Origin of the sequence: Citrobacter sp. RHBSTW-00029 (genome assembly GCF_014104295.1) — a bacterium.
Classification (GTDB): domain Bacteria; phylum Pseudomonadota; class Gammaproteobacteria; order Enterobacterales; family Enterobacteriaceae; genus Citrobacter; species Citrobacter youngae.
On record NZ_JABXRT010000001.1, the window covers coordinates 932363 to 959306 of the forward strand.

Below are 26944 nucleotides of genomic sequence, written 5' to 3' on the forward strand. Positions count from 1 at the left end.
CACTCTTTTGATCCGGCAACAGCATTTACCCCAATTGGGGTATGCACCTCAAACACATCCTGAAATATCTTACGGCTAAAAATAACTACTCATAAATAGTGCGTTTTTTATTGTCGTTCAACCCGCCGAGGGAGAGCGTCATTATGGAAGGACAATGTCATGGTTGATTTATCCCGTCGAGGCATGTTGACAGGCAGTTGGCGTAAAGCCAGCAATGGGATTCGTCCGCCGTGGAGCATGGAAGACTCACATTTTCTGGCTCATTGCCTCCGTTGTGACGCCTGCATCCAGGCGTGTGAAACCGACATCCTGCAGCGAGGCCAGGGTGGTTACCCGAGCGTAAATTTCAAACACGGCGAATGCAGCTTTTGTTACGCCTGCGCAGAGGCCTGTCCCGAATCACTTTTTCTTCCGCGCCACACCAGGGCATGGGATCTGAATTTTTCGATCGGTGACAACTGTCTCGCGCATCAGTCCGTTGAATGCCATCGCTGTCAGGATAGCTGTGAACCCATGGCCATAACCTTTCGTCCCACGCTGTCCGGTATTTATCAGCCACAGCTCGACAATCAGGCATGTAACGGATGCGGCGCGTGTGTCGCTATCTGTCCGGTATCAGCCATTAATGCGGAGTACAACCATGGACACTAACTGGCAGGTCTGCAGCCTGATCGTTCAGGCCAAAAGTCAGCACATCAGTGATATCGCTACGCAGTTACGTTCGTTTCCGGGTTGCGAAGTTGCTCTCAGCGATGTGGAAAGCGGTCAACTGATTGTGGTGGTGGAAGCAGAGCACAGTGAAACGCTAATGAAAACAATTGAGTCAGTGCGCAACGTTGCGGGCGTGCTGGCGGTGTCGCTGGTTTATCACCAGCAGGATGAGCAAGGTGAGGAAACACCATGAAACTCAGTCGTCGTAGCTTTATGAAAGCTAACGCCGTTGCGGCCGCTGCGGCGGCTGCCGGGTTAAGCGTGCCGGGCGTAGCCCGTGCGGTAGTCGGTCAGCAAGAAGCGATCAAATGGGATAAAGCCCCGTGCCGTTTTTGCGGTACCGGTTGTGGCGTATTGGTAGGCACTCAACAAGGGCGTGTTGTGGCATGTCAGGGTGACCCGGATGCGCCGGTTAACCGTGGGCTCAACTGCATCAAAGGTTACTTCCTGCCGAAAATCATGTACGGAAAAGACCGTTTAACGCAGCCGATGCTGCGCATGAAAGACGGCAAATATCACAAAGAAGGCGAATTCACCCCGATTAGCTGGGACCAGGCCTTTGATGTGATGGAAGAGAAATTTAAAACCTCTCTGAAAGAGAAAGGGCCAGACGCTATTGGTATGTTTGGCTCCGGTCAGTGGACCATCTGGGAAGGCTACGCTGCCGCAAAACTGTTCAAAGCCGGTTTCCGTTCGAACAACATCGATCCGAACGCGCGTCACTGCATGGCGTCAGCCGTTGTGGGCTTTATGCGTACCTTTGGCATGGATGAGCCGATGGGCTGTTATGACGATATCGAGCATGCGGATGCTTTCGTCCTGTGGGGCGCTAATATGGCGGAAATGCACCCGATCCTGTGGTCGCGCATCACCAACCGTCGTCTGTCCGATCCTAACGTCAACGTCGCCGTTCTCTCTACCTTCCAGCATCGTAGCTTTGAGCTGGCGGATAACGGCATCGTCTTTACGCCGCAAAGCGACCTGGTGATCCTCAACTACATCGCAAACTATATCATTCAAAACAATGCGATAAACCAGGACTTCTTTAGCAAGCACGTTAACCTGCGTAAAGGGGCAACGGATATCGGCTACGGTCTGCGTCCAACCCATCCGCTGGAAAAAGCGGCGAAAAACCCGGGTTCCGATGCCTCGGAACCGATCAGTTTTGAAGAGTACAAAGCGTTTGTTGCGGAGTATACGCTGGATAAAACTGCAGAAATGACCGGCGTGCCAAAAGATCAGCTGGAACAGCTGGCGCAGTTGTATGCCGATCCTAAGAAGAAAGTCATCTCCTACTGGACGATGGGCTTTAACCAGCATACCCGTGGCGTATGGGCTAACAACCTTGTCTATAACCTGCACCTGCTGACCGGTAAAATTTCTCAGCCAGGCTGCGGCCCATTCTCGCTGACGGGTCAGCCTTCCGCTTGTGGTACCGCGCGTGAAGTCGGGACCTTCTCTCACCGTCTGCCTGCGGATATGGTGGTGACGAACGAGAAACACCGCGATATCTGTGAAAAACACTGGAATATTCCGGCGGGGACCATTCCGGCGAAAATCGGTCTGCATGCTGTGGCGCAGGACCGCGCACTGAAAGATGGCAAGCTCAATGTCTACTGGGTGATGTGTAACAACAACATGCAGGCTGGGCCGAACATCAACGAAGAGCGTATGCCTGGCTGGCGCGATCCGCGCAACTTTATCATCGTTTCCGATCCGTACCCGACGGTCAGTGCTCTGGCTGCCGACCTGATCCTGCCAACAGCGATGTGGGTAGAGAAAGAAGGGGCTTACGGTAACGCCGAGCGCCGTACTCAGTTCTGGCGCCAGCAGATTAAAGCACCGGGTGAAGCGAAATCTGACCTGTGGCAGATGGTGCAGTTTGCCCGCCGATTCAAAACGGAAGACGTCTGGCCGGAGGAACTGCTGGCGAAGAAACCCGAGCTGCGCGGTAAGACGTTGTATGACGTGCTGTTCGCCACGCCAGCAGTAACGAAATTCCCGGTCAGCGAACTGGCTGAAGATCAACTGAACGATGAATCTCGCGAACTCGGTTTCTACCTGCAAAAAGGTCTGTTCGAAGAGTACGCCTGGTTTGGTCGCGGACACGGACACGATCTTGCACCGTTCGATGATTACCACAAGGCGCGCGGGTTACGCTGGCCAGTGGTCGATGGTAAGGAGACTCAGTGGCGCTACAGCGAAGGCAACGATCCGTACGTGAAGGCTGGAGAAAGCTACAAGTTCTACGGCAAACCGGATGGGAAAGCCGTTATCTTCGCGCTGCCATTTGAACCGGCGGCTGAAGCACCGGATAAAGAATACGATCTGTGGCTCTCCACCGGTCGCGTGCTGGAGCACTGGCATACTGGCAGCATGACGCGCCGCGTGCCGGAACTGCACCGTGCGTTCCCGGAGGCGGTACTGTTTATCCATCCGCTGGATGCAAAAGCGCGCGATCTTCGCCGTGGCGACAAGGTCAAAGTGGTATCCCGTCGTGGTGAAGTGATTTCGATTGTTGAAACACGCGGCCGCAACCGTCCGCCTCAGGGGCTGGTGTACATGCCGTTCTTCGACGCCGCACAGTTGGTGAACAACCTGACGCTGGATGCGACGGATCCGCTCTCTAAAGAGACGGATTTCAAGAAGTGCGCTGTGAAACTGGCGAAGGTGTAACGCGTTATGTCCCGGTCAGCAAAACCCCAAAATGGCCGCCGCCGCTTCCTGCGCGATATGGTTCGCGCAGCAGGCGGGCTGGCTGTCGTTGGCGTGGCGCTGGGGTTGCAACAGCAAACCGCACGCGCAACCGGCGTGCGGCTGCGCCCGCCTGGGGCTCTGAGTGAAGACGCATTTGCCAGCGCCTGTGTGCGCTGTGGCCAGTGCGTCCAGGCCTGCCCGTATGACACGCTGAAACTGGCAACGCTGGCCTCCGGGCTGGCGGCCGGAACACCCTATTTTGTCGCTCGCGACATCCCCTGCGAAATGTGTGAAGACATTCCGTGCGCCAAAGTCTGCCCCAGCGGCGCGTTGGACAGGGAAATTGCATCCATTGACGATTCGCGTATGGGACTGGCGGTTCTGCTGGATCACGAAAACTGCCTCAACTATCAGGGGCTACGCTGCGACGTTTGCTATCGCGAGTGCCCGAAAATCGATGAGGCTATCACCCTGGAGCTGGACCGCAACATGCGTACTGGTAAGCATGCGCGGTTTATTCCGACCGTGCACAGCGATGCCTGTACTGGCTGTGGGAAATGCGAAAAAGTCTGCGTACTGGAGCAGCCGGCAATAAAAGTGCTGCCGCTGTCGCTGGCGAAAGGGGAGTTAGGACACCATTACCGCTTCGGTTGGCTGGAGGGGAACAATGGCAAATCGTAAACGTGATGCGGGGCGTGAAGCACAAGCGAAAAAAGGGTGGTGGAAGAGCCATCGCTGGCTGGTGTTGCGTCGCCTGAGCCAGTTCCTGGTTCTGGCGATGTTCCTCAGCGGTCCGTGGCTTGGCGTGTGGATCCTGCATGGTAATTACAGTAGCAGCCTGTTGCTGGATACCATTCCGTTAACCGACCCACTCATTACCCTGCAAAGCCTGGCCAGCGGGCACCTGCCAGCAACAGTCGCGTTAACAGGGGCCGCCATTATTACGGTTCTGTATGCCCTTGCAGGTCAGCGACTGTTTTGCAGTTGGGTCTGCCCGATGAATCCGGTGACTGATTTGGCGAGCTGGCTGCGCAGAAGGTTTGACCTGAATCAGTCTGCGACCCTGCCGCGCCATATACGGTACGTCCTGCTGGTGGTTATCCTGGTCGGTTCTGCCCTGACAGGAACGCTGCTGTGGGAGTGGATAAACCCGGTTTCTTTGCTGGGACGTAGCCTGGTCATGGGCTTTGGCAGCGGTGCGCTGCTTATTCTCGCGCTGTTTTTATTTGATTTACTGGTCGTTGAGCATGGCTGGTGCGGACATCTCTGCCCCCTGGGTGCGCTGTATGGCGCATTGGGCAGTAAAGGTGCAATAACCGTATCAGCAAAAGAACGTAAGAGATGTAACCGCTGTATGGATTGTTTTCATGTTTGCCCGGAACCGCATGTGCTACGTGCGCCGGTGCTGGATGAGCAAAGCCCGGTGCAGGTGACCAGTCGCGATTGCATGGCCTGCGGTCGCTGTGTGGATGTCTGTTCTGAGGATGTTTTTACAATAACGATACACAAAATCATTTGAGATGCATCGCGGCGGCAAGCGAGAAATTCCCCAGGAGCATAGTAACTATGTGACTGGGGTTTCGGAGCGCAGCCAACAAAGAGGCAGCTTAAAGGATGAAGTGTAAATGCGATGGAGTTCGGGAGCGAAACAATGAAAAGCCATGACCTGATTAAAGCGCTGAGTCAATGGACAGCCGCGCTGGCCCTGGTAGTCAGTGGGGCCGTTTGGGCTGCAAACGGAGTGGATCTGAGCCAGTCACCGGAGGTCTCAGGGACACAGGAAGGGGCGATTCGCATGCCGAAAGAGCAGGAGCGTATGCCGCTGAATTATGTGAATCAGCCACCGATGGTTCCGCACAGTGTTGACGGTTACCAGGTGACGACCAATACCAACCGTTGCCTGCAGTGTCACGGTGTTGAAAGCTACCGCACCACCGGTGCACCGCGCATCAGCCCGACGCACTTTATGGACAGCAACGGCAAGGTACTGGCTGAAGTCGCCCCGCGTCGTTACTTCTGTCTGCAGTGTCATGTCCCGCAGGCTGACGCCGCGCCGATTGTTGAAAATACCTTCACCCCCTCGAAAGGTTACGGGAAATAAGAGGTCATTATGGAAAATTCTAACCGTAAACCAGGCTGGATTAAGCGCGTCTGGCAATGGTGGCGTCGCCCCAGCCGTCTGGCGCTCGGCACGCTGTTGTTAATCGGCTTTGTGGGCGGCATTATTTTCTGGGGCGGCTTTAATACCGGTATGGAAAAGGCCAATACTGAAGAGTTCTGCATTAGCTGTCACGAAATGCGCAACACGGTATACCAGGAATACATGGAAACCGTACACTACAACAACCGCAGCGGTGTGCGCGCGACTTGCCCTGATTGCCACGTCCCTCATGAGTGGGGGCCGAAAATGATCCGTAAAATCAAGGCCAGCAAGGAGCTGTACGCGAAAGCACTGGGGTTAATAGATACACCGCAAAAATTTGAAGACCACCGTTTATCGATGGCGCAAAATGAATGGCGGCGTATGAAAGACAATAATTCGCAAGAGTGTCGGAACTGTCACAACTTCGAGTTTATGGATTTAACCGCCCAGAAAGGCGTAGCGGCTAAAATGCATGATCAGGCCGTGAAAGAAGGGCAAACCTGTATTGACTGCCATAAAGGGATAGCGCACAAACTGCCTGATATGCGCGAAGTCAAACCGGGCTTTTAACAGGATGTAAATAATCAGGATGCTTGAGGCCAGAGAACTGCTCTGCGAGCGAGATGACAGAATACTGTTTAGCGCTCTGTCATTTCGCGTCAATGCAGGGGAATGGGTACAAATTACCGGGAGCAATGGCGCAGGGAAAACCACCCTGCTGCGGTTGCTTACCGGGCTGGCTCGTCCTGACGCCGGAGAGGTTTGCTGGCAAGGGAAATCGCTGCACCAGGTGCGGGACAGCTACCATCAGGAACTACTGTGGATCGGACATCAGCCGGGGATAAAAACCCGGCTTTCGGCGTTGGAGAATCTGCGATTTTTCCATCACGATGGCGACTGTCTGGCGGCACTGGCGCAGGCAGGGCTTGCCGGATATGAAGATATTCCTGTTAATCAACTCTCCGCCGGACAACAGCGGCGCGTGGCACTGGCTCGCCTCTGGCTGACCCGCGCGCGACTGTGGATCCTCGATGAACCCTTTACGGCAATTGATGTGCACGGCGTTGAGCGACTGACTCAGCGCATGGCACAGCATACAGAGCAGGGTGGTATTGTGATCCTTACAACGCACCAGCCTCTGGGTGTTGAGACCGATAAAGTTCGACGTATTGCGCTGACCAGCGAGAGGGCCGCGCAATGATGTGGCAAATCTTCCGTTTAGAACTGCGGGTTGCGTTCCGTCATAGTGCAGAGATCGCCAATCCGTTATGGTTTTTCCTGATCGTTATCACGTTGTTCCCTCTGAGCATTGGGCCGGAGCCACAGCTGCTGGCGCGCATCGCACCGGGCATTATCTGGGTTGCCGCATTGCTGGCCTCATTACTGGCGCTGGAACGTTTATTCCGGGATGACTTACAGGATGGCAGCCTCGAACAATTGATGCTGCTGCCATTGCCACTACCGGCCGTGGTGCTGGCGAAGGTGATGGCGCACTGGGTTGTAACCGGTTTGCCGCTGCTGATCCTCTCGCCGCTGGTGGCATTGCTGCTGGGAATGGATATGTACGGTTGGCAAATTATGGCGCTGACGTTGCTGCTTGGAACGCCGACGCTGGGTTTTCTCGGCGCACCGGGCGTGGGATTGACGGTGGGGTTAAAACGCGGTGGCGTGCTGTTGAGCGTGCTGGTACTCCCGCTAACCATTCCATTGTTGATTTTTGCGACCGCTGCGATGGACGCCGCCTCGATGCACTTACCCGTTGAAGGGTACATGGCGATTCTTGGCGCGTTGCTGGTAGGAAGCGCCACGTTAAGTCCCTTTGCGACGGCGGCGGCGTTACGTATCAGCGTGCAATAGCGCAGATATGACTTGTGCCGGACAAGGCGAAGCCGCCCTCCGGTAAAACGGAAATTTACTAATTTATTGAGTCTGGTGACTGAACTATGTGGAAAACACTTCATCAACTGGCGATGCCCCCACGTCTCTATCAGGTCTGTGGCTGGTTTATTCCATGGCTGGCGATTGCCAGCGCAGTGGTACTGGTAACAGGATGGGTTTGGGGATTTGGCTTCGCCCCAGCGGATTATCAGCAGGGGCAGAGCTATCGCATTATCTATCTGCACGTCCCGGCAGCAATCTGGTCGATGGGCATTTACGCATCAATGGCGGTTGCCGCATTTATCGGCCTGGTCTGGCAGATGAAAATGGCTAATCTGGCGCTGGCGGCGATGGCGCCAGTTGGCGCAGTGTTTACCTTTATTGCACTGGTGACGGGCTCAGCATGGGGCAAACCGATGTGGGGGACCTGGTGGGTCTGGGATGCCCGACTCACCTCTGAACTGGTGCTGTTGTTTCTCTATGTTGGCGCCATTGCGCTGTGGCATGCCTTTGATGACCGCCGCCTGGCGGGGCGCGCTGCCGGCATTCTGGTGCTGATTGGTGTCGTGAACTTACCGATTATTCACTACTCGGTTGAGTGGTGGAACACGCTGCATCAGGGGTCGACCCGCATGCAGCAAAGTATTGATCCGGCGATGCGTACGCCACTGCGCCTGGCGATCGTCGGCTATCTGCTCCTGTTTGTCACGCTGGCGCTGATGCGCATGCGTAATCTGATTTTATTGATGGAAAAACGCCGCCCGTGGGTGAGTGAACTGATCTTAAAAAGAGGCCGCCAATGACCCCTGCATTTGCATCATGGAGTGATTTTTTCGCGATGGGCGGTTACGCCTTATATGTCTGGCTGGCCGTGGCCATGAGTGTAATTCCGTTGCTGGTGCTGGTGCTGCATTCTGCACTACAGCATCGCGCAATCTTACGCGGTGTGGCGCAGCAGCGGGCGAGAGAAGCGCGTATGCGTGCAGCGCAAGTGCAACGGGAGGCGGCGTGAATATTCGACGTAAAAATCGGCTATGGATAGCCTGTGCGGTGCTGGCGGGCCTGGCTTTGACCATCACGCTGGTGCTCTATGCGCTGCGTTCCAATATCGATCTGTTCTATACGCCGGGAGAAATACTCTACGGCAAGCGCGAAACTCAGCAGATGCCGGAAGTCGGTCAACGCCTGCGCGTTGGCGGTATGGTTATGCCGGGCAGTGTGAAGCGCGACCCGCAGTCGCTGAAAGTTAACTTCAGCATCTATGACGCCGAAGGCGTGGTGGATGTGACCTATGAAGGTATCCTGCCGGATCTGTTCCGTGAAGGGCAGGGCGTCGTTGTTCAGGGAGAACTGGATCAGGGAAATCATGTGCAGGCCAAAGAGGTCCTTGCCAAGCATGATGAAAATTACACCCCGCCGGAAGTCGAAAAAGCGATGCAGGAAAACCATCGTCGTCCGGAAAGTGTTTATAAGGATAAAACGTCATGATGCCTGAAATTGGCAACGCGCTGTTGTGCCTTGCGCTTGGCGTTGCACTGTTGCTGTCGGTTTATCCGCTGTGGGGTGTTGCGCGTGGCGATGTCCGGATGATGGCCTCTGCGCGACCCTTTGCCTGGGTGTTGTTTATCTGTGTGATGGGTGCGTTTCTGGTGCTGGTAAACGCCTTCGTGGTTAATGACTTTACCGTGACCTATGTCGCCAGCAACTCCAATACGCAACTTCCGGTCTGGTATCGCGTCGCCGCGACATGGGGCGCGCATGAAGGCTCATTGTTGCTGTGGGTGTTGCTGATGAGCGGCTGGACGTTCGCTGTGGCGCTGTTCAGCCAGCGGATGCCGCTGGATATCGTCGCCCGCGTACTGGCGGTGATGGGCATGGTCAGCGTTGGCTTCCTGCTGTTTATCCTGTTTACTTCCAATCCGTTTGCCCGCACGTTGCCAGATTTTCCTATTGAAGGCCGCGACCTGAATCCGCTGTTGCAGGATCCTGGGCTTATTTTCCACCCACCATTGCTGTACATGGGTTATGTCGGTTTCTCCGTGGCGTTTGCCTTTGCGATTGCCGCACTGATGAGCGGGCGTCTGGATAGCACCTTTGCCCGTTTTTCGCGTCCGTGGACGCTGGCTGCATGGGTGTTTCTGACGCTGGGTATTGTGCTCGGGTCTGCGTGGGCCTATTACGAACTGGGCTGGGGCGGTTGGTGGTTCTGGGACCCGGTAGAGAACGCGTCGTTTATGCCGTGGCTGGTGGGGACTGCGCTGATGCACTCGCTGTCAGTGACTGAACAGCGCGCCAGCTTTAAAGCCTGGACGTTGCTGCTGTCAATCTGCGCCTTCTCGCTTTGCCTGTTAGGGACGTTCCTGGTGCGCTCTGGCGTGCTGGTGTCGGTGCATGCCTTCGCCTCCGATCCGTCACGCGGGATGTTTATTCTGGCCTTCATGGTGCTGGTTATCGGCGGTTCCCTGCTGCTGTTTGCTGTACGCGGTCACAAGGTCCGCTCGCGGGTTAATAACGCGCTGTGGTCGCGTGAATCGCTGTTGCTGGGTAATAACGTGCTGCTGATTGCCGCCATGCTGGTGGTGCTATTGGGTACGCTGCTGCCGCTGGTGCACAAACAGCTGGGGCTGGGTAGCATTTCGATTGGCGAGCCGTTCTTCAACACCATGTTTACCTGGCTGATGGCACCGTTCGCGCTGTTGCTGGGAATAGGGCCATTAGTGCGTTGGGGCCGTGACCGACCGCGCAAGCTGAAAACGCTACTGATTGTCGCGTTTGTCACCACGCTGGTACTGTCGCTGCTGCTGCCGTGGCTGTTTGAAGACCGCATCGCTGCCATGACGGTCGTGGGTATGGCAATGGCATGCTGGATATTCGTGCTGGCGATGTCCGAGGCGTTCCTGCGTATTTCGCGCGGCACGAAGCTGACGCCGAGCTACTGGGGCATGGTTTCAGGTCACATAGGACTGGCTGTTACCATCGTCGGTATTGCCTTTAGCCAGAACTACAGCGTTGAACGTGATGTGCGCATGAAGGCGGGCGATAGCGTCAGTATCCATGATTATCAGTTCACTTTCCGCGAAGTAAAAGATATTACCGGACCTAACTACCGGGGGGGCGTGGCCGTGATTGGTGTTACCCGTGACGGCAAGCCGGAAGCGACGCTGCATGCGGAAAAACGCTTTTACAACAGCACCAGTTCAATGATGACTGAAGCGGCAATTGACGGCGGATTCACGCGTGACCTGTACGCTGCGCTGGGCGAAGAGCTGGATAACGGCGCATGGGCTGTACGTCTGTACTATAAACCGTTTATTCGCTGGATTTGGGCCGGAGGGTTGCTGATGGCGCTGGGCGGGTTGTTCTGCCTGTTTGATCCACGCTATCGCCAGCGCACGCGTCCTCGTGCTGCTGCGCAAAAAAACGCGCAGGAGGCTGTATGAAGCGCAATGCATTGTTAATTCCATTTATTATTTTTCTCATCATTGCAGCGGCGCTGCTGTGGCAACTGGCACGTAACGCACAGGGAGACGACCCGACGAATCTGGAATCGGCGTTAATCGGTAAGCCGGTGCCGACGTTCCGTCTGGAGTCACTGGAAAATCCGGGCCAGCATTACCAGGCTGATGTGTTGACACAGGGGAAACCGGTGCTGCTGAACGTCTGGGCGACCTGGTGTCCGACCTGTCGCGCTGAGCACCAGTATCTGAATCAGCTGTCGGCACAAGGCGTGAGGGTCGTTGGGTTGAACTATAAAGACGATCGTCAGAAAGCCATTGTCTGGCTGAAAGAGCTGGGCAATCCATATGCGCTGAGCCTGTTTGACGGCGACGGGATGCTTGGTCTGGATCTTGGCGTGTACGGCGCGCCGGAAACATTCCTGATCGACGGTAAAGGCATTATTCGCTATCGCCATGCCGGCGACTTAAACGCCAGGGTGTGGGAGAGTGAGATCAAACCATTGTGGGATAAATACAGTAAGGAGGCTACGCAATGAGGTTCTTTCTGGGCCTGCTGATGCTGGTTATCTCGGGATCGGCGCTGGCCACTATTGACGTGATGCAGTTCAAAGATGAGGCGCAGGAACAGCAGTTCCGTCAGCTCACTGAACAGTTACGCTGCCCAAAGTGCCAGAACAACAGCATTGCTGACTCTAACTCAATGATTGCCACCGATCTGCGTCAGAAGGTTTACGAACTGATGCAGGAAGGGAAAAGCCAGAAAGAAATTGTCGATTACATGGTGGCGCGCTACGGCAACTTCGTGACTTACGATCCGCCGTTGACGCCGCTGACCGTGCTGCTGTGGGTGATGCCGGTGGTCGCGATTGGTCTGGGTGGCTGGATTATTTTCGCCCGTACTCGCCGACGTGTCCGGGTGAAACAGGAAGCGTTTCCTGACGACGTTATCCCGGAAGGCAAGCGCGGTGGATTTGGGCTGTTTGTGCCTGGTATCGTGGTAGCGCTGGTGGTTGGCGCAGTGAGCTATTATGAAACCGGCAACTATAAGCAGGTTCAGGTCTGGCAACAGGCCACTGCTCAGGCTCCGGCGCTGCTGGAGCGGGCGTTGGATCCAAAAGCTGATCCGCTCAATGAAGAAGATATGACGCGTCTGGCGTTGGGTCTGCGCACTCGCTTACAAGCCGATCCTGCCAACGTTGAAGGTTGGATCATGCTTGGGCGCATTGGCATGGTACTTGGTAACGCCAGTACGGCTACTGAAGCCTATGCCAATGCTTATCGACTGGATCCGAAAAACAGCGATGCTGCGCTGGGCTATGCGGAAGCGCTGACCCGTTCTTCCGATCCTGACGATAACCGTCGGGGAGGGGAGCTGCTACGCCAGTTGGTACGCGGCGAACATGCCAACGTGCGGGTTCTCAGCATGTATGCGTTTAACGCTTTTGAACAGCAGCGCTTTGGCGAGGCGGTTGCGGCGTGGGAGATGATGCTGAAATTATTGCCCGCCAATGATACCCGTCGGGCGGTAATTGAGCGCAGCATCAAACAGGCGATGGAGCAGCTAACGCCGCAGGAGAAGTAAGAGTGGAAGATGCCGGATGGCGACGCAAAGCGTCTTTTCCGGCCTACTGATGCACGTGACTTGTAGGCCCGATAAGCGTAGCGCCATCGGGCAATATCTGATTACTGCATGCCGCGTGTTTGTAAAAACAGGATGGTGGCGGCAACGCGAGAGCGGACGTTAAGTTTTCGCAGCAGGTTGCGGATATGCACTTTCACCGTTTGCTCGGAAATATTCAGTACGGATGCAATCTGTTTATTCGATAATCCCTGAGCCAGTTCATGTAACACATCCAGCTCGCGTTCGGTGAGTACGCTGAACGGATCTTCCTCGGCGCCAAACAGTTCCCGTTCCCGCAGATAATCGCTGACGCGTTGGCTAAAGGCTTTACCTCCTTTTGCGCCAGCGCGAATGGCTTCCAGCAGGACTTCAGGATCGCTGTCTTTAAGTAAATAGCCATCCGCGCCGGCATCAATTAAGGCATACACATCGCTGGCGGCATCCGAAACGGTAAGAATAATAATTTGCGCTGTGACGCCATCCCGGCGCAGCGCATTCAGGGTGTCCAGTCCGCTCATGCCTTTCATATTGAGGTCCAGCAGGATCACATCAAGATCCAGACGGTTTGCCAGATCGATAGCGCTTGCGCCATCGCCGGCTTCGGCAACTACGTCAAATGCGCTATCCAGCTGCAGTAATTGACTGATTCCTCGCCGCATGAGTGGGTGGTCGTCAACAATCATCACCTTAAAAGGTGTTAATTCAGGCATCTTCTTCTCCTGAGCACTCTTAATTTCGTTATATTCCGGGGCATGGGATAATCCTGATTTATCACGTAGATGATAAGGCAACGTGACCTTACTTTTCACAGGTGCAAATAGTATATCCTGACTCAAAAAGCTCTCATTGGAATTTTTACAAAGAAAACTCTTTATGATTTGAATCAAGGTGCTGGCGGTTTGCGAGACGAAAGTATTCTCGATTTGCTGTTTGACAACATTAATTAAATATCAACATTAATAAGTGGCAATAATAAGCAATGTTGATATTAAGGGTGCGAGCAGTTGGAAGAAAACTTCGCAGACGTCACCCATGCGGCACGACGTGCGCGACATACTCATCCCCGCGATCTTCCTGCAAATAGGCGACTAGCTATGGGATTGGGCCAATAGAGTAATTTAACTTAAGAATATAAAAAATCCTGAAATGCAATAGGAATAAAGTGAAAACGCATTTATTGCCTTTACTTTTGTTTGCATTTTGTGCTTTTTTGGCAAGAGTCGTACAGCCAGGTTCGGTTTCGTACTTTTTGGGGGGTAGGGTGAAGTTCAGGGATGAAAGAAAGTTGGCATTACTGATTGGGATGTTAGTTTTGCCGTTCACAACGGTTTCTGCCGCACTACTCTCTCCTGCGGATCGTAATACCATTCAGCAGCAACAACAGCAGCTACTTAATGAAAACCAGCGCCAGCGTGAAGAGCTGGAGCGTAGCGTTACGCTGCCCGAAGCCGTCACGCCGGAAACGCCAGCCCGGACTGAAGGACCATGTTTTATGATTTCGCGCATTGATATTGACGGCGCAACGAAGTTGTCCGTCGCTACCTCGGCAAAGCTTACCGCGCCGTGGGTGAATCAATGCCTGGATATTCCTCGCCTGACGGAACTGACAAATGCAATTTCCGACTGGTATATCAGCCGAGGTTACATCACCAGTCGTGCCTTTTTAACCGAACAGGATCTCTCCTCTGGGGTGCTGCACATTGCGGTGCTTGAGGGAAAATTGCAGCAAATACGTCTGGAAGGTGTCCCATCGCGCACGCTGAAAATGATCTTTCCTGGGCTGGAAGGAAAGATTCTCAATCTGCGTGACATTGAACAGGGTATGGAGCAGTTGAACCGGGTTCGCCAGACGCCGGTGGAAATTGAAATTTTGCCGGGCAGCCAGCAGGGGTTATCAATAGTTAATCTGAGCGCCACGCCTGAATTCCCCGTTAACGGCTCCGTCAGTTTTGATAACAGCGGACAAAAGAGTACCGGAACCGGACAACTAAGCGGGGCATTATTTTTCAATAATATGCTTGGGCTGGCGGATAAATGGTTTATCAGCGGCGGGCGTAGCAGCGATTTTTCGAGCAGTAAAGATGCGCAGAACGTTGCTGCTGGTGTGAGTGTTCCTTACGGCTACGGATTGCTGGATTACAGCTACAGCTGGAGTAACTATCTCAGCACCATTAATAACAATGGCTATGCCTGGCGCTCCACTGGTGACAGTGAAACCCATCGTCTGACCGGCTCCTGGGTTTTGTTTCGCAACGGTGATATCAAAACCGCAGCATCGCTGGGTCTCACGCATCGAATCAACCGTAACAGATTGAACGATGTGCTGCTGGAAACCAGTAGCCGCAAGCTTTCCAGCGTTTCGCTGGGTATCAACCATACGCAAAAAATTGCGTCTGGCGTTGCGACGTTTAACCCCACATTCACCCAGGGCGTGCCGTGGTTTGGCGCAGAGGATGACAATGATAAACAGGGTGATGTGCCAAAGGCAGAATTTCGCAAATGGAGCGTCAGCGGCAGTTTTCAGCGCCCGCTGACAGAAAAACTGTGGTGGCTGAGCAGCCTCTATTTTCAATGGTCACCGGACCGCCTTTACGGCAGCGAACGCCTGACGCTGGGCGGTGAAACATCGGTACGCGGCTATAAAGAACAATACATTTCAGGAGATAACGGCGGCTACTGGCGCAACGAAGTGAATTACTCGCTTTTTACGCTGCCGGTGTTGGGACAGATTGGCGCGATAGCGGCATTCGACGGCGGCTGGCTGAAACAAGATAGCGTTGACAGGTATGCCTCTGGCACGTTGTGGGGGGCCGCGCTGGGATTAACCAGCTCAGGGCGCTGGTTCTCCAGTCAGTTTACCGTAGGAACACCGGTGAATTATCCGGACTGGCTGGCACCGGATCATCTCAATGTGTATTACCGCGTTGCGGTGGCTTTTTAAGGAACAAGGATGATGAAAAAGGATCAGGTTCGTTTCTCCCAGCGTTTGCTAAGTGGCATGTTGAGTTTCCTGCTGGCTACCCAACCACTGCTCCCGGCGATGGCTGCCGCCATCACGCCTGAAGGCAATACGCAGATGGATAAAGCCGCCAATGGTGTTCCGGTGGTGAATATTGCCACGCCGAACCAGTCCGGGATTTCACACAACAAATATAACGACTACAACGTGGGAAAAGAGGGACTGATCCTCAACAACGCGACCGGGCAATTTACCCAAACCCAGCTCGGCGGCATCGTCCAGAATAACCCGAACCTGCGTCCCGGAAAGGAAGCATCAGGGATCATCAACGAAGTTACCGGCGCTAACCGTTCGCAGCTACAGGGCTATACCGAAGTCGCAGGGAAAGCCGCCAACGTCATGGTCGCCAACCCCTACGGCATTACCTGTAACGGGTGCGGGTTTATCAACACGCCTAACGCCACACTGACTACCGGTAAACCGGTGCTGGATGCTAACGGTAACCTGCAGTCGCTGGATGTGAGCAAAGGCAGCATTACCATTGAAGGCAAAGGGCTGGATGGAAGCCAGAGCGATGCGGTGTCAATTATTGCCCGCGCCACGGAAATTAACGCAGCGCTACACGCCAAAGATCTGAATGTTATCGTCGGCGCGAATCGCATCGCGGCGAATGGCCAGACGAGCCCGCTGAATGGCGAAGGAGAAGCACCGAAAATCGCGGTAGACACTGGCGCATTAGGTGGGATGTACGCTAACCGTATTCATCTGGTCTCCAGCGAGAAAGGGCTGGGGGTCAACCTCGGGGATCTGAATGCCCGCCAGGGTGATATCACCCTCAATGCTAACGGGAAATTAACGATCGGCAACAGTCTGGCAAACGGTGGTCTTTCTGCCAGGGGAGAAGGTGTCACGTTGACCGGTAGTCATAAGACCGCAAGCGGGATGGCCATCAACAGCACCGGGGCGTTAGCGCTACAAGGTGCAAATCTCTCCAGTGGTGCAGGCATGCTGCTGGGTAGCGATGGCAAGATGACGATCGATGGTGGCGGGGTTGCCGCAGCTGGAGAGTTGCAGATTACGGCTAAACAGGATGTAGCCATTGCCGCAACAACTCTGGTTAGCCAGAAAAACACCTCACTGCGTAGCGACGGTTCGCTGACAATCACCGACGGCAGCCTGACCAGTAAAGAAAAACTGGATGTCGCGGGCACTAATGGGATGACGCTGACCCGTTCCACGCTGGGGAGTGATGCTGATGTCAGCCTTAACAGTCACGGCAATCTGTCTGCTAAAGGGGGATTGCTCTCTGCAGGTAACGGACTCACGCTGAAGGCACAGCGCATAGCACTGGATAACGCCAGCCGGGCCGATGCGAAAGGAGCATTAAGCCTGGCCGGTAGCGAAATGAACAACCAGGGACAGGTCAATGCGGGAGGCGCGTTGTCTCTTTCCGGTGACCACCTCGTGAATGGTGGTCAACTGGCTGCGAACGGCCATCTTGATGCGTCGGTAACCCGCCTCGAAAATGGGAGGCTGATGCAGGGTAACAGCGTATCGGTCCATAGCGGGTCGCTGGAAAATAGGGGCACACTGGCGAGCGGTGGCCTGCTTTCAGTACAGACAACAACGCTGAACCAACAGGGCACCCTCAGCGCGAAAAACGATGCGGATATCCGGGCAGATGCCACGCTGCTAAACGGTGGAACGTTGCTCTCTGATGGCTCATTAACGGTGCGGGCCGCGACAGTTGAACAATATGGCGTCCTCTCTGGCAGCCGGGGGGTGACAGTCAATGCTGAAAACCTCACCGCCGCGAAAGATTCGCTGATCGCCGGGCAACAGGGCATACAGTTAAACGCTGCGCAAAACCTGAACCTGAACGGTCAGGTTAATGCCGCTGGTGCGCTTAACGTGGGCGCAAAGCAGCTGGCTACTGGCAAGGACGGCCATCTGCAGAGTGGTCTGGACCTTGCGATTACCGGCAACAGCGTCACGCTGGACGGTGTACAGGCGGCAAAAGGTTCGCTGGACGTAACGGCGGACAGGCTCAGTCATGGCGGAAAATCCACCGGGACACGCGTTGGTTTCAGCGCGCAGCAGTCAGTTGATAACCAGGGTGAACTGCTGGCCGATACCCTGATGCTCAGCACGGCGACGCTGACTCATAGCGGTAGCGCCAGCGCTGAACGCATCTCGATTATTGCCCCTGAACTTTTCACCAGCAGCGGCTCTCTGGTAGCCGAAACGCTAGCTCTTCACAGTCAGCATGTTGTGAATAGCGGTCTGATGCAGGGCAACGCGGCAATGGACCTGCAGATTGATACGTTAGATAACCTTAGCGGCGGCTCGCTCTATGCCCGGCGTTCTCTGGCGCTGGATATACCGTATCTGACCAACCATGGGCTGATTACTACCGACGGTTCATTGCACCTCAACGGTCGCCAGTTGGTTAACGGCGGAGAAATTAACGGCGTTGATCTGCAAAGTGAATATGCGACGGTAAAAAACGAAACCGCGGGGCGCCTGCTGGCGGACACGTCATTATCTGTTAACGGACAGAAGACAGATAACCTCGGACTCATGGCCGCCGATACGCTTGTGCTGAACAGTCGGGACGTGAATAACGACGGCAATGTGCTGTCGGTGGGGGAATTAATCCTGAAGAATCAGACCCTCCACAACGCCGGCTTGCTGCAGGGCAGCACGCTGAATCTGGAAGCAAATACGTGGCAAAACAGCGGTAATGCGTTGGGTGAAACAGGGGTAACGGCAACGGTACACGACGTGTTCACTAACCAGGGCAACGTACTCAGCCAACAGGGTATGACCGTGCATGCCGCCAGCGTGAATAACGGCGGACTGCTGGCGGCGAAGGTGCTGGCATTACACGGCGATCTCAGTAACAGCGGGATCCTGCAGGGGAATCAGATGCTCGGCTGGGATGGCAATCGCTTCACTAACCTTGCTGGCGGGCAGGTAACCGGCGGCGAAGCGTTGCATCTTAGCGGAAAGCGTATCGACAACGATGGCCAACTGGAGGCCCGTACGGCGGCAATTACGCTGGACATCCTGCGGAACGGCGGCAGTATTCAGGCTCAGAATAGCCTGAAGATCACTGCCAGCGAGCGACTGGACAATCAGGGAGCGCTGCGCAGTCTGAATCTGTTCGAACTGGCTGCAGCGCAGTTGTTTAACGACAAAACGATTGCAGCAAAATCCCTTAGCATTTCCGCGCCGGAGCTTATGAATAACGGCACTGTGCAGGGTAATTCGGTGCTACAGCTCACCACCCGCAATCTGTTTAATGGTCAGCAGGGACAACTGGTTAGCGGCGCGGGGCTGGATTTAGGCCTCGACACGCTGGAAAACCACGGTCTGCTGTTGACGAATACCGACTTCACGCTGCGCGGCAGCACATTAATTAACGCCGGTGATATTCAGGCCGATTCCCTGGATCTGACGCTGGCAAACTCAGTTGAAAACCAGGGTAACCTGGTGGCGAAACAGGGGGCGTCGATAAATACCGCCTCTCTGGATAACCGCGGTACGCTGGCGGCGAAAAGTGTCACTCTGGATGGAAAATCCATCCGTAACAGCGGTCTGGTTCAGGGTAATGACAGTACCTCGGTTTCTGCGAATACCTTCACCACGGATGCCACTGGTAAATGGCTGGCCGGTAATGCGCTGTTGGTGCATACCAGTGCGATGGAAAACGCCGGTGTACTGCAGGGCGATGTCCTGACATTCACTGCCGACTCGCTGAATAACAGCGGCGTGCTTAACGGTTTACATGGCCTGGAAGGCAAGCTATCCGGGCGACTTATCAACCCCGGATACATTCAAAGTGGCGGCGCACTGACGCTGACGGCTGATGATATCAACAGCGCCGGGCGTATTGCCGGTGACAGGCTGACACTTGCAGCCTCGACGCTAAACAATACTGGCCTGTGGCAGGGGACGAACGGGCTTGCGCTGTCTGGCGATGTGCTCACGACGGGTATAACGTCCCGTACGCTGAGCGGTGGCGCGTTGACCTTCGATGTCGGCAATATTACGACGCAGGGAACGCTGCAGGGGCAGCAACTTACGCTGACCGCTGATGACTGGCTGCACAAAGGCTCGCTGATAAGCCAGGGTAATCTGACGGCGACTGTAAACAACGGCCTTACCACGTCAGGCGATGTGATGAGTCATGGCGGAATGTCACTGACCGCGCAGCAGCTTGATAACAGCGGAAAGCTGCTCAGCGAAAGCGACGTAACGCTCGACGGCGCACAGCTTGATAACAGCGGCACGGTACAGGGAAAGACCCTGACCCTGCAGCAAAACCGGATCCACAACCAGGGCACGCTGACCGGCCTGCAAAGCCTGACGCTGGAAGCGCGTCAGCGTCTGATGGCGCGCATGGCGATGGCTTCACCGCAACAGGAATTGATTAACGCAGCAGGTGGTTCACTGCTGACGCAGGGAACGCTGAAACTCACTTCTGGCGATGTGACGAATAATGGCACATGGCAGGGGCAGTCGATTCTGCTCAATGCGCAAGCGCTGACAAACAATGGGGCAATACACAGCGCCGACGCTCTGCAGCTTACGCTCGCGAATAACCTGACTTCTGCGGCGGGCAGCAAAATTACCGCGCTGGGTAACGCGACGCTACAGGCGCTTTCTCTGACTAACGCCGGGCAATGGACGGCGAAAAATCTTACGCTGAAGGGGGCAACCCTCGATAACAGCGCGGCAATTAGCGGCGTAAATGCGCTCACGCTTGCCATGAACGGCGCGGTCAGGCAGCAGAAAGCGGGCAGTATGCTGAGCGGCGGCGCGTTGGATCTGACTGCGGCGTCAGTCACCAACGAGGGCAAAATTCAGGGGGCGACGCTGGGCATGACGTCCGGCGCATTGACCAACAGCGGACGCCTACAAGGGGATAATGGCGCAACGCTGTCGCTGAGCGGCGATTTGATAAACCAGGCTTCCGGGGAGATTGTCAGCCGTCAGGGGCTGACGCTTTCTACTCCAGTGCTGTCCAACTACGGTTTAATGCAGAGCGGTGGAGAAACCCATCTTAACGCCACAGCTCGCGCGCTCAATGACGGTAAACTGCTTTCCGGCGCGGGAATGACACTGACCACGCCGCAGTATTCCGGCGCAGGCTGGTTACAGGCGACAAACCTCATTCTGAATGCGGCAACGGCCACCAATGGCGGGAACTGGCTGGCCGACAGCGCCACGCTTACAGGTAACAATTTTACCAACCAGGGAACGACACAGGCCGGTCAACTGGCGGTGAAATACACGCAACTGACGAATAACGGTACGCTGTTGGGCAACTCGCAACTGAGTGTTAATGCCAGCCAGGTTAATCAGAATGCAGCAGGCAAACTGTTCAGCGGTGGCGACCTGTCCGTTGAAAGCCACGGGCTGGATGCGTTGGGGCAGGTGGTTGCGCTGGGTAATCTGACGCTGAAACTGGTGAATGGCTTTACTGCGCAAAGCGCGTTTGCCGCGGGTAAAACGCTGACCATGACCAGCGAAGGTGCTATCGACAACCGTAGCGTGCTTCAGGGGCAGTCGCTCAACCTGACGGCGGGCGGGCAGCTCAGCAATAACGGGCAAATCACAACGGGCAACGGTGCGAGCCACCTCAGCGGCAGCAACGTGGCGCTCAATGCCGCCGGAACGTTACAGGGCGGTGGGGATATTACGCTGACCAGTCGCGGTAATATTTCAGTCGATGGTTTCACCGGCACGCGTGGTTCTCTGACGCTCAATGCGCCTGGCGCTATCGTTAATACGGCGCTGTTGTACGCGGCAAATAATCTGGCGCTTTATGCCAACACCATTACCAACCAGCGCGGCGATATCCTTGCAGGCAACAATCTGTGGATGCAGCGAGATGCGGCGGGAAATGCCAACAGCGAAGTGGTCAACACCTCCGGCAATATCGAAACCCAGAACGGTGATATCACCATCAAAACCGGGCATCTGCTGAACCAGCGGGATGGGTTGACGATTAACCAGTTCGATAAAAACTATCCGGATGCTGTTCCTGCTCCGGAAAAGTATCCTGCCTACTCCAGCTCTCTGGGCCAATATGCGGATTTTGCTGTCAGTCTGAACGAGTGGATTGACCGGGGTGATAATGTCGTCTGGAAGGAGTGGGAGCGTTGTACAGGTGGTAAGAATGACAACTGCCGGACTGGCGTTTCTTACCTTCTTACAGGTAATGATATCCGTCAGTTTGTACAGAGTGAGTCGGTTGTCACGGTCTCTGTGGCGGGGGGGGCAGCCCGTATTGTGGCCGCCCGCGATATTATTGTTGATGCCAGTAACCTGGATAATCGCGCCAGCCAGATACTGGCCGGACGCAATGCAGGGCTTACCGGAGAAACACTGAATAATCTCTCCGCTGAGAGCGGGCGGCAAGTAACTTATATTCAGGCAGAGTACCGTTGTGAATGGTTCAGTAATGAGTGCGGCAGTGAGGATTGGCGCCCACTTTCTGGTGAGGGGGATAAATGGTACTGGTGGCGGGACAAAGAACGTGACAGGACATCGGTCTCCTATATCCTGGGTGAAAGAAAAACTGAGTTTGTCGCTGATGGTGATGCTTATCGTGCGGTGATAAGCGCCGCTGGCAATATCAGCGCGACGTTCACTCATAACATCAGTAATACCAATACAACAGCAAACAGTGGCGTTGGCACCACTATTTCTGTGCCAACCCTCAACACCCTCAGCAACCAGACCATTGACGCCGGGGGGCAAAAACAGGCGCTGGCAGACAATGACACGGTGAACGTCAGTTCCCCACAGTGGAACGACCAACTGCAGGATGCATTACAGCAGATTACCGGCGGCGGCGCGCTGGAAAGCGGTGGCGTATCAGACGCCACGCTCAGCTCTGTTTCTACCACGCAGAAAGGTGATGCCAGCCTCGGTCAACTCAATGGCCTGATTAACCCAGGCGAGAAGGGCGTGAATATCGCCGGGCAAAATCAGGGCAAAACGGTGGATACCAGCGCGTATCCGTTGCCTTCCGGAAAGAACGGTTATTTCGTCGTCTCCGACGATCCGAAAAGCCCGTACCTGATCAACGTCAACCCGAAACTGAATGGCCTTGGTCAACTCGATCCCAGCCTGTTTGGTGATTTGAATGCCATGCTGGGTATCAAACCGGGCAAAGCGCCGCGTGAAACTAACGTTGCGTATACCGATCAAAACCAGTTTCTGGGATCGGCCTATATGCTCGATCGTCTCAAACTGAACCCGGAATATGACTACCGTTTCCTCGGTGATGCGGCGTTCGATACCCGCTATGTCAGTAACGCCATGCTGAATAAGACGGGAAGTCGTTACATCAACGGTATAGGTTCTGACCTGGAGCAGATGCGTTACCTGATGGACAGCGCTGCCAGTACCCAGCAGTCGCTGGGGCTGAAATTTGGGGTGGCCCTGACGGCCGATCAGATAGCGTCCCTTGAGCACAGCATGCTGTGGTGGGAAGCCGCGACCGTCAACGGTGAGACGGTAATGATACCGAAGCTGTATCTCTCGCCGAAAGATATCACGGTGAGCAACGGTAGCGTCATTGCCGGGAATAATGTTCAGCTTACCAGCGGGAATATCACCAACGCTGGCAGTACGCTGCTGGCGAGAAACGATCTCACTCTCGACAGTCAGAACAGCATCAGCAACCTTAACAATAGTCTGATGCAGGCCGGGGGCAACCTTGAGCTGAGTGCGATTGGCGATATCAACAACGTCAGCTCCGCCATTAGCGGAAAAACGGTGACGCTGGAAAGCCTGGGCGGCAACATCAATAACCTGACGCTGGCGGAGCAGATTGATGTAAGTGCCAGGGACAAATACCGCAATGTGAGCTTTAAAGATACGTTGCTAGGTTCTGTGGCGTCCATTACCGCGCAGGACGGATTGTCGCTCTCGGCAGGCAAGGATATCACCGTTACTGGCGCGAATCTCTCTGCGGGTGGCTCATTGCTGATGGCTGCGTGGGGAGATATTGCGGTAAATGCCAACCAGATTAACGATGCCCGGAGCCATTCCGGACGCAGGGTCACAGAGACCGGTCGTTCGTCCGTGGACTGGCAGGGGAGCACCATCAGCGCGGGCGGTAACCTCGGTATCAATGCCGGGAATAACCTCAACGTCACCGCCAGCAATGTTAACGCGTGGGGGAATGCTCAGCTTACAGCGGGTAACGATCTCAATCTGAATGCGGCCACCACTCAGCAGAATAGCCGTAACGGCGGCAGTGAATCGCACAGCACCGGGCTTTCCCGTACCACCGTCTCAGCGGGTGACAATCTGGTGTTGAAAGCGGGTCAGGATATTAATTCTCACGCGGCCGGGCTGGCAGCGGAAAATGATGTGGGTCTGCTGGCCGGGCGTGATGTTAACCTGCTGGCTGAAGCAACAACCGACGGCAACAGCTATCGTGCGAAGAAGAAAACCGTGGTCAATGACGCCGTACGCCAGCAGGGGACGGAAATTGCCAGCGGTGGCGACACGGTCATTATCGCCGGGCGCGATGTGAGTGCGCAGGCAGCGGATGTTACGGCGCAGGGCGATATCGGCGTCACGGCAGGCCGGGATGTGAATCTCACGACCGCCACAGAGAGCGATTATCACTACCAGGAAACCACGAAAACCAAAAAAGGATTCCTCAGTAAAAAGACTACCCATACGATTGAAGAAGACAGTGCTACGCGGGAAAAAGGCGCGTTGCTGAGCGGGGACAATGTGACTGTCGCCGCCGGGAATAACATTCTGGTACAGGGCTCAGCCGTTGTCGGTGACGGCAATGTGGCGCTGGGGGCTGGCAACAATGTGGATATCGTTGCTGCCACCAATACGGATACCTCATGGCGCTTTAAAGAGACGAAAAAGAGCGGGCTGATGGGGTCGGGCGGGATCGGCTTCACCATCGGTAGCAGTAAAACGACGCACGATCTGCGCGAAAAAGGCACCACCCAAAGCGAGAGCTTCAGTACGGTCGGTTCTACGGGGGGCAACGTCAGTATCACCGCAGGCCAGCAGGCACATATCGGCGGCGCGGATATCATCGCCCAGAAAGATATTGCTGTTGGCGGCGATAGTGTACTTATTGAACCGGGACACGACAAACGCACCCGTGATGAGAAGTTTGAGCAGAAAACCAGCGGACTGACGGTGGCGTTGTCAGGGGCTGTGGGCAGTGCGGTGAACAGCGCGGTTTCAGCAGCGCAGGATGCGAAAGATGAGAGTGACGATCGTCTTGCGGCTCTGAAGGCAACGAAAGCGGCGCTTTCCGGCGTGCAGGCTGCGCAGGGGGTTGCAGTTGCTCAGGCTGGCGGCGATCCGAATAACGGTATAGGCGTCAGCATTTCTCTGACTTCCCAGAAATCAAAGTCTGAGCAGCATGCCCGGAGTGATACTGTGGCAGGCAGCACCCTGAATGCAGGCAACAATCTGGCTATTACGGCGACGGGTAAAGGTCAGAGCGGGAACAGCGGCGATATTCTGAACGGCGGCAGCCAGATAAAGGCGGGTGGGGACACCACGCTTGCAGCAGCGAATGATATCGTACTGAGCGGTGCGGCAAACACTCAACAGACAACCGGGAAAAATAGCAGCAGCGGCGGCGGTGTAGGGGTCAGCATTGGCGGAGGAACCAATGGCTATGGTATCAGCGTCTTCGCCAACGTGAATGCGGCAAAAGGACATGAGAAGGGTAACGGCACGGCGTGGACGGAGACCACGCTGGACAGCGGTGGCATTGTATCGATGACCAGTGGTCGCGATGCCCTTCTGAATGGCGCGCAGGTCAGCGGCGATAAAGTGGTCGCGGATATTGGTCGCGACCTGTGGATGAGCAGCCAGCAGGACAGCAACGACTACAAATCGAAGCAGAACAGCGTAGCGGCAGGCGGCAGTTTTACCTTCGGTAGCATGACCGGTTCGGGCTATATCAGCGCCAGCCAGGACAAGATGAAAAGCACTTATGACTCGGTTCAGGAGCAGACAGGGCTTTTTGCCGGCGATGGCGGATTTGATGTGACGGTGGGACGTCACACGCAACTGGATGGCGCGGTAATCGCTTCGACGGCAACGGGGGACAAAAACAGCCTGGATACCGGAACGCTGGGGTTCAGGGACATTCATAACGAAGCGGATTTTAAGGTCAGTCATTCAGGCGTCAGCCTGAGCGGCGGCGGTTCTTTTGGCGGCGACGCGTTCAAAGGCAATATGCCGGGTGGAATGATTTCAGCGGGTGGCAACAGCGGGCATGCGGAAGGAACTACGCAGGCGGCGGTAGCGGAAGGAACAATTACGGTTCGTGATACAGCGAACCAGCAGCAGGATGTATCCGGTCTGAGCCGTGATACGGAACATGCGAACGACAGCATCAGCCCGATTTTTGACAAAGAGAAAGAGCAGAAGCGGCTGCAGACGGTAAGTCTCATCGGTGATATTGGCGGTCAGGCAGCGGATATTGCCAGAACACAGGGAGAGATAAATGCGCTGAAAGAGGCGCGCAGGGACAATCCGAATCTGCCTGCGGATAAGCTGAAAGATACGCCGAAGTATAAGGAAGAACTGGCGAAGTATGGCACGGGCAGCGATATTCAGCGGGGGATTCAGGCGGCAACGGCGGCGCTTCAGGGGCTGGCTGGCGGTGATATGGGGGCCGCGCTGGCGGGGGCGTCGGCACCGGAGCTGGCGCATCTGCTTAAATCGACAGAGGGCAATACTGCGGTAAATGTCATTGCCCACGCGATATTGGGCGGCGCAGTGGCGGCGATGCAGGGCAACAGCGCGGCGGCGGGCGCAGCGGGTGCGGCAACGGGTGAACTTGCGGCCCGGGCGATTGCAGGTATGCTGTATCCTGATGTGACTGACCTGTCGCAACTGAGTGAGGATCAGAAGCAGACCATCAGCACGCTGGCAACGATATCAGCAGGGATGGCCGGTGGTCTGTCGGGCGATAGCACGGCGTCGGCGGCTGCCGGGGCGCAGGCCGGGAAAAATGCGATTGAGAATAATGCACTTGGTGATAAGGACAAGTTACCGGTCAATATTTTCGACATCAATCCGCTGAAACCAAATGTGCTGGACACTGATGGGGAGCCGTTGAAAGGTGGTGGTGGCATTGGTAAGTTCACGATTAATAAAGGACAACAGAACAAGCACTTACCAGGAACGAACGAGTATAAAATAGCTTCCGAAGCGGGTTTGAATAAAAGTGTTCTTACCCTAGCACCTGATTCATTGCTACCCAAATTGGGAACGGGTCAGCAGGTAGGTAATACTCCCGTAGGTGTTCCTGGTTCTAAGGAGCGCATAAATTATGGTCAAAATATTGGAAACTATATTGACCCTCAGACAGGAGTATCTACTCCTACTACAAATGGCATAGTCCACTATGGTAAAAATGGTGTGCATATTGTTCCCGCAAGACCTTCAGAATAATA

18 protein-coding genes are annotated in these 26944 nt (G+C 55.2%); 17 read left to right on the forward strand and 1 reads right to left on the reverse strand.

The annotated features are described in order from the left end of the window. Positions 1 to 159: 159 nt before the first annotated feature. From napF to HV041_RS04500, 15 genes are all read left to right on the forward strand, one after another. Complete coding sequence (gene napF, locus HV041_RS04430; protein ID WP_048211122.1) at positions 160 to 651, forward strand: ferredoxin-type protein NapF; 492 nt, start codon at positions 160 to 162, stop codon at positions 649 to 651. Beyond that, positions 641 to 904 (forward strand): chaperone NapD, encoded by a 264-nt coding sequence (gene napD, locus HV041_RS04435; protein ID WP_121584834.1) that lies wholly within the window; start codon positions 641 to 643, stop codon positions 902 to 904. Before napF ends, napD begins: the two co-directional genes overlap by 11 nt. Next, on the forward strand, positions 901 to 3387 hold the full coding sequence (gene napA, locus HV041_RS04440; RefSeq protein WP_048211124.1) for a nitrate reductase catalytic subunit NapA: 2487 nt from the start codon (positions 901 to 903) through the stop codon (positions 3385 to 3387). The genes napD and napA overlap by 4 nt, the downstream gene beginning before the upstream one ends. A 6-nt stretch (positions 3388 to 3393) precedes the next feature. Next, complete coding sequence (napG, locus tag HV041_RS04445) at positions 3394 to 4089, forward strand: ferredoxin-type protein NapG (protein ID WP_048211125.1); 696 nt, start codon at positions 3394 to 3396, stop codon at positions 4087 to 4089. Further along, complete coding sequence (gene napH, locus HV041_RS04450) at positions 4076 to 4927, forward strand: quinol dehydrogenase ferredoxin subunit NapH (RefSeq protein WP_182294048.1); 852 nt, start codon at positions 4076 to 4078, stop codon at positions 4925 to 4927. The genes napG and napH overlap by 14 nt, the downstream gene beginning before the upstream one ends. A gap of 132 nt (positions 4928 to 5059) precedes the next feature. After that, positions 5060 to 5509: a nitrate reductase cytochrome c-type subunit gene (gene napB, locus HV041_RS04455; protein ID WP_048212558.1), complete on the forward strand. Its 450-nt coding sequence runs from the start codon at positions 5060 to 5062 to the stop codon at positions 5507 to 5509. Positions 5510 to 5518: 9 nt separating this feature from the next. Beyond that, entirely contained in the window at positions 5519 to 6121 is a 603-nt protein-coding gene (napC, locus tag HV041_RS04460) for a cytochrome c-type protein NapC (protein ID WP_005129332.1), read from the forward strand. 13 nt (positions 6122 to 6134) lie between these two features. Continuing rightward, entirely contained in the window at positions 6135 to 6752 is a 618-nt protein-coding gene (ccmA, locus tag HV041_RS04465) for a cytochrome c biogenesis heme-transporting ATPase CcmA (protein ID WP_121584833.1), read from the forward strand. Further along, complete coding sequence (gene ccmB, locus HV041_RS04470) at positions 6749 to 7408, forward strand: heme exporter protein CcmB (protein ID WP_005129323.1); 660 nt, start codon at positions 6749 to 6751, stop codon at positions 7406 to 7408. Before ccmA ends, ccmB begins: the two co-directional genes overlap by 4 nt. 86 nt (positions 7409 to 7494) lie before the next feature. Next, entirely contained in the window at positions 7495 to 8232 is a 738-nt protein-coding gene (locus HV041_RS04475) for a heme ABC transporter permease (RefSeq protein ID WP_061068190.1), read from the forward strand. Then, positions 8229 to 8441: a heme exporter protein CcmD gene (ccmD, locus tag HV041_RS04480; protein ID WP_005129320.1), complete on the forward strand. Its 213-nt coding sequence runs from the start codon at positions 8229 to 8231 to the stop codon at positions 8439 to 8441. The genes HV041_RS04475 and ccmD overlap by 4 nt, the downstream gene beginning before the upstream one ends. Further along, positions 8438 to 8917 (forward strand): cytochrome c maturation protein CcmE, encoded by a 480-nt coding sequence (gene ccmE, locus HV041_RS04485; protein WP_005129319.1) that lies wholly within the window; start codon positions 8438 to 8440, stop codon positions 8915 to 8917. The genes ccmD and ccmE overlap by 4 nt, the downstream gene beginning before the upstream one ends. Next, positions 8914 to 10869 carry a heme lyase CcmF/NrfE family subunit gene (locus HV041_RS04490; protein ID WP_121584832.1) on the forward strand — a complete coding sequence of 652 codons (1956 nt, stop codon included), beginning with the start codon at positions 8914 to 8916 and terminating at the stop codon, positions 10867 to 10869. Before ccmE ends, HV041_RS04490 begins: the two co-directional genes overlap by 4 nt. Continuing rightward, the gene (gene dsbE, locus HV041_RS04495; RefSeq protein ID WP_121584831.1) at positions 10866 to 11423 is read left to right on the forward strand and encodes a thiol:disulfide interchange protein DsbE; all 558 of its coding nucleotides are present in this window, start codon (positions 10866 to 10868) and stop codon (positions 11421 to 11423) included. The genes HV041_RS04490 and dsbE overlap by 4 nt, the downstream gene beginning before the upstream one ends. Further along, the gene (locus HV041_RS04500; RefSeq protein ID WP_121584830.1) at positions 11420 to 12469 is read left to right on the forward strand and encodes a cytochrome c-type biogenesis protein CcmH; all 1050 of its coding nucleotides are present in this window, start codon (positions 11420 to 11422) and stop codon (positions 12467 to 12469) included. Before dsbE ends, HV041_RS04500 begins: the two co-directional genes overlap by 4 nt. Positions 12470 to 12570: 101 nt before the next feature. On the opposite strand, the gene narP is transcribed toward HV041_RS04500, so the two are convergent. Then, positions 12571 to 13218 carry a nitrate/nitrite response regulator protein NarP gene (narP, locus tag HV041_RS04505; protein WP_061068186.1) on the reverse strand — a complete coding sequence of 216 codons (648 nt, stop codon included), beginning with the start codon at positions 13216 to 13218 and terminating at the stop codon, positions 12571 to 12573. A gap of 593 nt (positions 13219 to 13811) precedes the next feature. Between narP and HV041_RS04510 the strand changes: the two genes are divergently transcribed. Together HV041_RS04510 and HV041_RS04515 are read left to right on the forward strand one after the other, a co-directional pair. Beyond that, positions 13812 to 15449 (forward strand): ShlB/FhaC/HecB family hemolysin secretion/activation protein, encoded by a 1638-nt coding sequence (locus HV041_RS04510; RefSeq protein WP_165712417.1) that lies wholly within the window; start codon positions 13812 to 13814, stop codon positions 15447 to 15449. Between the two features lie 12 nt (positions 15450 to 15461). Beyond that, a complete protein-coding gene (locus tag HV041_RS04515; protein WP_275052606.1) occupies positions 15462 to 26942 on the forward strand; it encodes a hemagglutinin repeat-containing protein in 11481 nt (3826 codons plus the stop codon). Positions 26943 to 26944: the final 2 nt, after the last annotated feature.